This is a genomic window from Dokdonella sp. (assembly GCF_036518555.1).
GTDB lineage: Bacteria > Pseudomonadota > Gammaproteobacteria > Xanthomonadales > Rhodanobacteraceae > Dokdonella_A.
On record NZ_DATDMY010000160.1, the window covers coordinates 1 to 9,321 of the forward strand.

7 protein-coding genes are annotated in these 9,321 nt (G+C 69.8%); 1 reads left to right on the plus strand and 6 read right to left on the minus strand.

Annotated features, from left to right (window positions below; genetic code table 11):
- Positions 1-321 precede the first annotated feature (321 nt).
- The 3 genes from VI238_RS09615 to lipB all read right to left on the minus strand — a co-directional run bounded on the left by VI238_RS09615 (position 322) and on the right by lipB (position 4,374).
- A complete protein-coding gene (locus tag VI238_RS09615) occupies positions 322-2,598 on the minus strand; it encodes a carboxy terminal-processing peptidase (RefSeq protein ID WP_331650794.1) in 2,277 nt (758 codons plus the stop codon).
- A gap of 106 nt (positions 2,599-2,704) precedes the next feature.
- Positions 2,705-3,691, minus strand: a complete 987-nt coding sequence (gene lipA, locus VI238_RS09620) for a lipoyl synthase (RefSeq protein WP_331650796.1) — start codon at positions 3,689-3,691, stop codon at positions 2,705-2,707.
- On the minus strand, positions 3,688-4,374 hold the full coding sequence (lipB, locus tag VI238_RS09625) for a lipoyl(octanoyl) transferase LipB (protein WP_331650797.1): 687 nt from the start codon (positions 4,372-4,374) through the stop codon (positions 3,688-3,690). Before lipB ends, lipA begins: the two co-directional genes overlap by 4 nt.
- A gap of 161 nt (positions 4,375-4,535) precedes the next feature.
- Between lipB and VI238_RS09630 the strand changes: the two genes are divergently transcribed.
- Positions 4,536-6,497, plus strand: coding sequence for a hypothetical protein (locus tag VI238_RS09630; protein WP_331650799.1), 1,962 nt, complete (start codon positions 4,536-4,538; stop codon positions 6,495-6,497).
- A gap of 66 nt (positions 6,498-6,563) precedes the next feature.
- Here VI238_RS09630 and VI238_RS09635 read toward each other — a convergent pair whose 3' ends face one another.
- From VI238_RS09635 to VI238_RS09645, 3 genes are all read right to left on the minus strand, one after another.
- Positions 6,564-6,866, minus strand: coding sequence for a DUF493 family protein (locus VI238_RS09635; protein WP_331650801.1), 303 nt, complete (start codon positions 6,864-6,866; stop codon positions 6,564-6,566).
- Between the two features lie 131 nt (positions 6,867-6,997).
- Positions 6,998-8,302: a serine hydrolase gene (locus tag VI238_RS09640; RefSeq protein ID WP_414650050.1), complete on the minus strand. Its 1,305-nt coding sequence runs from the start codon at positions 8,300-8,302 to the stop codon at positions 6,998-7,000.
- 112 nt (positions 8,303-8,414) lie between these two features.
- The coding region (locus VI238_RS09645) for a septal ring lytic transglycosylase RlpA family protein (RefSeq protein WP_331650804.1) at positions 8,415-9,321 on the minus strand (907 nt) is incomplete at its 5' end.

The following is a 9,321-nucleotide window of genomic DNA, read 5'->3' on the forward strand; positions in this document are numbered from 1 at the left end:
ACGCGGGTCGGTTGTCGCGAAGAGTCGCGCCTGCTGCTCGCAAGCAGGAACAGCGAAGACGCACCGCAGGAGCACCCTCACCCAACCCTCTCCCGCAAGCGGGAGAGGGGAAAGCACGCGGCCATGCGGGTCGAACACGCAACGGATGCGGCTCGGTTCTCGCGAAGAGGAACTCGCGAAGGTGCGAGCGATGGATGCGTGGCCCGGGTCTGCAGACCGGAGCAGAAGAGAACGCGCGCGCGTGCACGAAAAGGCGAACTCTCAAACGAAAAAGGCCCGGAATCCCGGGCCTTTGTTTCAACCGCATCACGCGGAGTGCGATCAGTTCACCTCGAGCGGCACCACCGCGCCGCGCGGCAGCACCTGCTGCGCGAGCTTGGTGTCCGCGCGCACGAGACCGATCTCGTCGGCGAGGATGTGGGCGGCTTCGTCGAGGATGACGTCGCGCTTCTCCTTCGCTTCCTTCTCGCGCGCGACTTCGGTCGTGATGCCGCGCTCGTCGGGCTGCAGGCCGTCGTCCTGCAGGTTCGCGGGCTTGTCGCCGGCGTCGTCGACGTCCGCGCCGGCGACGCTCTTCGCATCGGCAGGCGCCTTGCGGCCGCCCTTGTCCTTCGCGTCATCGGCGAGCTTGGCGCGCGTCTTCGCGGCAGGGTCCGCATCGGGCACCGCGTGCCCGGCCGCGGCGTCGCGCGCCTTGCGCTTGGCTTCCTGCTCGTCGCGTTCCTTGCGGCGCACCTGCTCGTTCAACGACACCGTCTTCTGCTCGCGCAGCGCGCGCAGCTCGGCGAGGTCGGCCTCGAAGTTCTTCCACTCGCCGTTCGCGGCGACGCGACCGGCATGGCGCTCGGCGAGCAGCGGCACGATCGGCTTGAGGTCGGCGACCGGCTGGTACTTCGCGGGCGCGATCGACGTCCACGGCAACGCGTTGTCGTAGCTCGACTCGCCGAAATCCTGCGCATCGACGGTGAGCGGGAAGCTGATGTCGGGCGTCACGCCGCGCAGCTGGGTCGAGCCGCCGTTGATGCGGAAGAACTGCGCGATGGTCATCTTGACCTCGCCGTAGGCGGGCTTCTCCGTGTGCGCGACGTCGTCGAGGTCGACGAGGTTCTGCACCGTGCCCTTGCCGAACGTCGGCTCACCGATGATCACGCCGCGGCCGTAATCCTGGATCGCCGCGGCGAAGATCTCCGAGGCCGACGCGGACGCGCGGTTGACGAGCACCGCGAGCGGGCCGTCCCAGGCCATGCCGGCGCGCGTGTCGGCGTCGGCCTCGACCTGGCCGGCCGCGTTGCGCACCTGCACCACCGGGCCCTTGTCGATGAACAGGCCGGTGAGGTCGGTCGCTTCGGCGAGCGAGCCGCCGCCGTTGTTGCGCAGGTCGACGATGACGCCGTCGACCTTGTCGGCCTTGAGTTCGCCGAGCAGCTTCTCGACGTCGCGCGTCGCGCTCTTGTAGTCGCGGTCGCCGCGGCGGCGCGCGTCGAAGTCCTGGTAGAACGTCGGCAGCGAGATCACGCCGATGCGGCGCGTGTGCTGCGCGTCCTTGATCTCGATGACCGACTTCTTCGCGGCCTGCTCCTCGATGCTGACCTTCTTGCGCACGAGCGAGAGCGTGAAGTGCTTGCCGTCCGGGCCCGCGTCCGCGGGCAGGACCTCGAGTCGCACGACCGTGTCCTTCGCGCCGCGGATCTTGTCGACGACGTCGTCGAGGCGCCAGCCGACCACGTCGGTGACCGGGCCGTTCTCGCCCTGGCCGACGCCGACGATGCGGTCGCCGACCTTGACCCGCTGCGACAGCGCGGCCGGGCCGCCCGGCACGATCTCGCGGATCGCGGTGTAGTCGTCGTCGCGCTGCAACACCGCGCCGATGCCCTCGAGCGAGAGCTTCATCGCGATGTCGAAGTTCTCCGACGCGCGCGGGCCGAGGTAGTTCGTGTGCGGCTCGATCGACGACGCGTACGCGTTCATGAACGTCTGGAACACGTCCTCGCTGTTGAGCTGGCGCACGCGGTCGAGGTAGTTCGCATAGCGCTTGTCGAGCGTCTCGCGGATGTCCTTCTCGGGCTTGCCGGCGAGCTTGAGGCGCAGCCAGTCGTTCTTGATGCGCTTGCGCCAGACGTCGTCGACCTCGGCTTCGTCCTTCGGCCACGGCGCCTTGTCGCGCTCGTAGACGTAGCTCTCGTCCTTGCCGAAGTCGAAACCCTTGGCGAGCAGCGAGCGGGCGTAGGCGACGCGCTCGCCGACGCGCTGTTCGTAGATGTTGAACATCGCGTACGGGGCGGCGAGGTCCTGGTTGTCGATCGCGTCGTCGAGCGTGGTGCGATACGCGGCGAACTTGTCGATGTCCGCCTGGGTGAAGAACAGGCGGTCGCCGTCGAGCGCATCGAGATAGCGCTTGAAGATCTGCTCGCTCATCGCGTCGTCGAGCGGCATCGGCTTGTAATGGAAATGGGTGAGGAACCGCGTCGCCCAGACCGCGGCCTCGCTCTGCGACGGCGTCGCCTTGAGCAGCGGCGCGCTGTCCTCGGTCGTGGGTTTGGCGAACGCGACCGGGCCGACGAGGGCGGCGAGGGCGAGGCAGAGCAGCGACTTCCGCATGGAATCAATCTCCTGGACGCGAACGACCTTCGCGACGTGACACCGGGACACCGTACGTCCTGCACGGGTTTTTTGCGAGGGTGAATTCACCCGATTTCATTTCAACTCATGCAACCTGAACGTATCCGGCCGCGTGCGCCATCTCGTCGGCGTGGTACGACGAACGCACCAGCGGCCCCGCGGCGACGTGCTGGAAACCGATCCGGTAGCCGATCGCCTCGATCGCCTTGAACTCGTCCGGCGTCCAGTAGCGCAGCACCGGGTGGTGGTGCGCGGTCGGCTGCAGGTACTGGCCGATCGTAACCATATCGACAGCGTGCGCACGCAGATCGTTCAACGTTTCCTCGACCTGTTCCAACGTTTCGCCGAGTCCGAGCATGATGCCGGATTTGGTCGGCACGTCCGGATGCTGCGCCTTGAAGCGCGCGAGCAGGTCGAGCGACCAGTCGTAGTCGGCGCCCGGGCGCACCTCGCGGTAGAGCGCGCGCGGCGTCTCGAGGTTGTGGTTGAACACGTCGGGCGGCTCGGCCGCGAATGCCTCGAGCGCGCGTTCCATGCGGCCCTTGCCGCGGAAGTCCGGGGTCAGGATCTCGATGCGGATGCCGGGATTCTCGAAGCGCACGGCCTTGATGCAGGCGGCGAAGTGCGCGGCGCCGCCGTCGCGCAGGTCATCGCGGTCGACCGACGTGATGACGACGTACTTGAGCCCCATGTCGCGGATCGTGCCGGCGAGGTGGGCCGGCTCGAGCGGATCGGGCGGCTTCGGCCGGCCGTGCGCGACGTCGCAGAACGAGCAGCGCCGCGTGCAGACCTCGCCGAGGATCATGAACGTCGCGGTGCCCTTGCCGAAGCATTCGTGGATGTTCGGGCAGGATGCTTCCTCGCACACGGTCACGAGGCGGTTCTCGCGCAGTTTCGCCTTGAGCCGGGCGACCGCGTTGCCGGGCGGGATGCGCACGCGGATCCAGGACGGCTTGCGCAGCACGGGCGCATCGGCGAAGGCGGCGCGGTTGCGCGCGATCTTGTCTTCGCCGAGCTGCTTTTCGGGCGCTTCGACGACGGTCAGCGGGATGGTCTTCTGGGGGTCGCTCATGCGGGCTGCGCGACGCGCGGGGCGTCGCCGGTCGGAACGCGGGGAAATTCGGCGGCGGCGGGCACGGTTTCGAGCCCGAACTGGCGCGCCAGTTCGCCGATCAGGACCGCTTCCACCGCGGCGAGCGAGCCTGGTCCGCCCAAGTCTAGCACCTGGGTGACGGCGAGGCCCTGATAGCCACAGGGGTTGATGCGGTGGAACGGTTCGAGGTCCATCGCGACGTTGAACGCGAGGCCATGGAACGAGCAGCCGCGGCGCACGCGCAGGCCGAGCGCGGCGACTTTCGCATCGCCGACGTAGACGCCCGGGGCGCCCGCGCGTCGCGCGGCGACGATGTTCCATTCGGCGAGGGTGTCGATGATCGCCTGCTCGATGCGCTCGACGAGCTCGCGCACGCCGACCTTGAGCCGGCGCAGGTCGAACAGCGGGTACGCGACGATCTGCCCCGGCCCGTGGTAGGTCACCTGGCCGCCGCGATCGACCGGCACGACCGGGATGTCGCCCGGCAGCAGGACGTGTTCCCACTTGCCGGCCTGGCCGAGCGTGAACACGGGGTCGTGTTCGAGCACCCAGAGCTCGTCCGGCGTGTCCGGCCCACGCGTGTCGGTGAACGCCTGCATCGCGCGCCAGACGGGTTCGTAGGGTTGCCGGCCGAGGCGGCGGACGAGGACGGGTCGGGACATCGGGGCGAGATGGGGTCGGAGCGCGTGCGGCGCAAGCGAAGGACCGGCCGGGAACGCAAAACGTCGCATCGCGGATCCCGGCCCCGGATCCGTCGTCGCAACGTTGCTAGACTTCCACAACGCGCACTCGACGGGAGACGCTCATGGTGGCACGAATCCTCGTGGCAGGCATCGCCTTCGCGCTCGCCCACGGCCTCGCGACCGCCTCCGACGAGCCGCTGCCCGATGCCGATTCGCCGAGCGGCGACATGACGCCCCGCGACGTCCGGCAGGCGCAACGCGACGTCTACGACGCACTGGTCGCGTCCGCGTCGCCGCGCCAGCGGGTGCTCGTCGGCCGGCTCTACCTCGGCGACGACGAGACGCCGAGCGCGTTGCGCCCGAAGCGCGAGGACGTCGTCGCGCAGGCCGCGCGCAGCGCGCCGCAGGATGCGTTCGTGCAATGGATCGCCGCCGACACGGGCCGCTACACCGGCAGCCAGTGCGGGCCGACGCACTGGCCGGTCGCCGAGGTTGCGAACCTCGTGCGCCTCGAACCCGGAAACGCGGGTGCGCTGCAGTACGCGGTCGCGCTCGCGCAGGCGAAAGGCGACGCGGTCGCGCTCGACGAGGCGCTCGCGCGCATGGCCTCGGCGAGCCGCGCCGACGATCACCTCGGCGACGAGATCGCCGAATGGCGCAACGCCTACGTCGCGCATCCTGCCGCCGCCGATCCTGGCGTCTCTCTGTGGGACGAGGCGCCCGTTGCCGAGCGAGCCCTGCTCGGCGCGCTGCAGGAAGCCGCCTACCGCACCACACCGACGAAATTCGCGCTGGCCAAGGCGTGCACACCCGACGGCGACAGCGAACGCACCTGGCAGCGCATCGGCTGGTGCGTCGACGCCGGCACGCTGCTCGCCGGCAAGGGCAGCAGCTTCGCCCTGCGCGAAGCCGGCCTGAAGATGCTCACCGCGGCGGGCGCGACGCCGGCCGACCTCGCCGACCTGCAGCGCCAGCACGACTGGCTCGCGGCGAACGCGGCCAATCCGATGCGCAACGCCGACGCGTTCCGCGACGCCCCCGCGGACGTCGTTTCCGACTGGCGCAATGCGAAGAGCGAGATCGCCGCTACCACGCATCGCCTCGCGCGCCTCGGCAAGCCGGCGACGCCGCCCGCGGGCTGGGACGCGAAGCGGCAGGAAGCGGAACACGCGGCCGAAGAGGCGTCGAGCGAGCAGACCTGGGCGGCCTATTCGCGCGAGTTGCTCGCGGGGATGGAGGCGGACGGCGACGTGCGCATGCGCGCGCTCGCACTCGCAGCGGCACCGATGCGCGCGATGCTCGACGCGGCCGCGTCGAACAAGGGCGCCGAGGTCGGCGCGGCCGCGACCGACGCGACCACCGCCCTCGCCGATTTCGCCGCAGCGCATCCCGACGATGTCTTCGTGCAATGGGTCGCCGCGGGCGAGGGCGACGAGCGTGCGCGCCGCAACCTGCAGCGACTCGAGCCCGACAATGCGGCCGCGTGGGCGCTGTCGATCGACGACGCGGCGACCGACCGCACGCAGACCCTGCAGCGGATGGCCTCGAGCACCCGCTACGCGTTGCACCTCAAGGAAGCCGGCGAAATCTGGAGCGCCGCGGCGAAGAAGTATCCGCCGCCGGCGGACCTCGACCTCGGCAGGATGACCGAATCGTCCGACGCCCCGCCGACGCCGTTGTCCGACGACGACCGCGCGGCGATGATCGCCGCGACGTTCGCGTTCACCAGCGCGGTCCAAGGAGTCGGATCGTTCTCGACGATATCCAAGGCGTGCACGGTGAAATCGGATACCTGCACGGCGATCGGGCGGATACTCGCGGACCGCTCCGACACGCTGATCGGCACGCGCCTCGGCTTCGCGCTGTTGCGCAAGCAAGGCGCGATGAGCGCGGCGGACATCGCCACGGCGCGCCGCCTCGACTGGTGGCAGGAAGGCATGCGCGGCCTCTCGACGACCCGGGAGGTCATCGCCTATCTGCGCGATTCGATCGCCCACGGCGAGAGCGAGGCAATGCGCCTCGCCATGCAGCGCAAGGGCAAGCTCGAGCCGCCGGCGGATTGGCAATCGCCGAGCGAAAAGCAGGCGGCCGCGAAGCGGTAGGCGAGGCGGGACAGCGGCCCAATCATCGCGGCTGAAGCCGCTCCTACCCGCAGCGATGCGCGTCTGTCAGAGCGTCCAGCGCACCGCAGGGTCGGCGCGCAACGCCGCGTGGGCGGCGTCGTAGAGCTCGCGCGTCGGGCAGGTGAAGCTCACCGACACGGAGACGTAGTTGCCCGCGCGCGACGGCTTCACGCGCTGCGATCCGGCCAGCACGTTGAGGCCGAGGCCAGCGAGGATCTCGCCGACCTTGTGCTCGAGCTGCGCGGATGCGCTGCCCATCGCGTTGATTTCGAACACGCCCGGAAACTGGAAGCCCTGCTCGGGATTCTGCGGGCGGATGTCGTCGAGGTCCTTCATTGCATTCAGCATCGGTGATCCGTGGGCTCGGGGCAAGCGCGGCCGTGGCGGCGCGCGAAACGCGAAACGCCGCACATGTGCGGCGTTTCGTCCATGCCCAACCAGATGAGGCGCGCGCGGCGCATTTTCAACGCCGCCCGCCGTCAGTCGCCCTTCGGCGCCGCCGACGACACGTTGGTGCCCGCATCGCCCTTGAACCACATCCAGACGCCGTCGCCGAGGCGCTTGAAGAAGCCACCTTCGGCACCCTCGTCGAGCGCGATGAGCGGGCGCTGCACCAGCACCTTGTCGTCGAGCTGCACCTTGAGCGTGCCGACCTGCTTGCCCTTGCCGATCGGCGCGACGAGGCGCGCGGGCATGTCGAGGCTCGCCTTGAGTTCGTTGTAGCGGCCGTGCGGGAACGTCACGAGCACGTCCTCGGCGACGCCGAGCGGCAGGTTCGCGATCGCGCCCTTCCAGAGCTCGGGCGCCGCGAGCGGCGCGTTCGCCGCGTACAGCTTCTTCGTTTCGAAGAAGCGGAATCCGTAGTTGAGCAGCTCCTGGTTGTCGTCGGCGCGCTGCTTCTCGCTCGGGGCGCCCATGACGACCGCGATGAGGCGCTGGTCGCCGCGCTTGGCCGACGTCGCGAGGCAGAAGCCCGCCTCCGAGGTGTGCCCGGTCTTGATGCCGTCGACGGTCTCGTCGCGCCAGAGCAGCGTGTTGCGGTTGTGCTGCTTGATGCCGTTCCACTCGAATTCCTTGATCGCGTAGACCTTGTACTCCGCGGGGAAATCGTGGATCAGCGCGCGCGACAGCAGCGCGACGTCGTGCGCCGTCGTGTAGTGCTCGGGGTTGGGCAGGCCGCTCGCATCGACGTAGTGCGTGCCGGTCATGCCGAGCTTGGCGGCGTACTGGTTCATGAGCTGCGCGAACGTCTCTTCCGAACCCGCAGTGTGCTCGGCGAGCGCGATCGCGGCGTCGTTGCCGGACTGGATGATCATTCCGTACAGCAGGTCCTTGAGCGCGACCTTGCTGTTGAGCTGCAGGAAGCTCGTCGAACCGTCGGTGCCGGCGCCGCCCGAGCGCCATGCGCGCTCGCTGATGAAGACCTGGTCGTCGAGATGGAGCTTGCCCTGCGCCATTTCCGCCGAGACGACGTACGAAGTCATGACCTTGGTGATCGACGCGGGCGCGACGCGCTGGTCCATGTTGCTTTCGGCGAGGATCTGCCCGCTCGCGTAGTCCATGAGCACCCACGCCTTCGCATCGATCGCGGGCGGCGGCGGCGTCGGTCCGGGCCCGACCGCTCCCGGCACCGGGACGGCCGCCGCGGGCTTCGCGACCGGCTGCGGCGTCGGCAGCGCGGCGTTCGGCGCGGGCGCCTGCGTCACGGGCGTCGCGGGCGGGTCGGCGCGTACCGCAGTGGCGGCGAGCACGAGGAGGATGGCAGGGGCGAACAGGAACGGCAGCTTCATCGCAGGGTCGGGTCCGGCTAACAACAAAGCCCGGATTGTCGCAGAGGCGGTCGGGCATTACACGGGCGAATCGTGGCCGCGATGCGAACCGTTCAGGCAGCGCGGCTCAGGGTTCGATCGCCACGCGTGGCGCGCCGAGGCCGAGCTGTTCGATGCGTGCGGTCAGTGCGTCGGCGGCATCGGCATCGGCGAGCGGGCCGACGCGCAGGCGGTGCACGGTGCGGCCGGCGATCGCGACCGATTCGATCCCGACCTGGTCGAGGCCGGCGCGCTTCGCGTTCGCGAGCGCACGTTCGGCGTTCGCGAGTTCGCCGAACGAGGCGAGTTGCAGGTAGATGCGCCGCCCGCCGACGCCGTCGGGCACCGCCGCCCGCTCCGCGCCGCTCGTTGCGGCGGGCGCGGCAGTGGTCGACCGTTCGACCGGCGGCGGGACCGGACCGTAGGCGCGCCGCTGCGGCGCGGTCGCGCTCGCGACGCGCGACGGCGGCAGCGCGTCGGGACGGTCCGGATCGAGCGCGCGCACTTCGACGCGACCGGTTCCCTTGGGCCAGACGCCGATCTTCACCGCAGCCGCATACGAGAGATCGATGATGCGGTCCTCGTGGAACGGTCCGCGATCGTTGATGCGCACGACCACGCTCTTGCCGTTGTCGAGGTTGGTCACGCGCGCGAAGCTCGGCAGCGGCAACGTCTTGTGCGCGGCGGTGAACGCGTACATGTCGTACGGCTCGAATGACGACGTCATGTAGCCGTGGAACTTGTTGCCGTACCAGGACGCGATGCCGCGCTCGACGTAGCCGCGCGCATCGGGCAGCACGCGGTAGGTGCGGCCGAGCACGCTGTAGCTCGGCTTGTTGCCGTAGCGCGAGCGCGGCTCCGCCTTCGGCACCGGCTCGGGGATCCGCTCGACGTCGATCGGCGGCGCCGTCGGACCGTCGTCGGCGTTGCGCGCGTAGCGCTCGGACTGCGGCCGCGACGTGTCGGCCGGCATCCGCGCGGCATCGCGCGACGCC

Coding starts and splice junctions, on each gene's coding strand:
- VI238_RS09615 (WP_331650794.1), bottom strand. CDS start 2,598: ATGCGGAAGTCGCTGCTCTGCCTCGCCCTCGCCGCCCTCGTCGGCCCG.
- lipA (WP_331650796.1), bottom strand. CDS start 3,691: ATGAGCGACCCCCAGAAGACCATCCCGCTGACCGTCGTCGAAGCGCCC.
- lipB (WP_331650797.1), bottom strand. CDS start 4,374: ATGTCCCGACCCGTCCTCGTCCGCCGCCTCGGCCGGCAACCCTACGAA.
- VI238_RS09635 (WP_331650801.1), bottom strand. CDS start 6,866: ATGCTGAATGCAATGAAGGACCTCGACGACATCCGCCCGCAGAATCCC.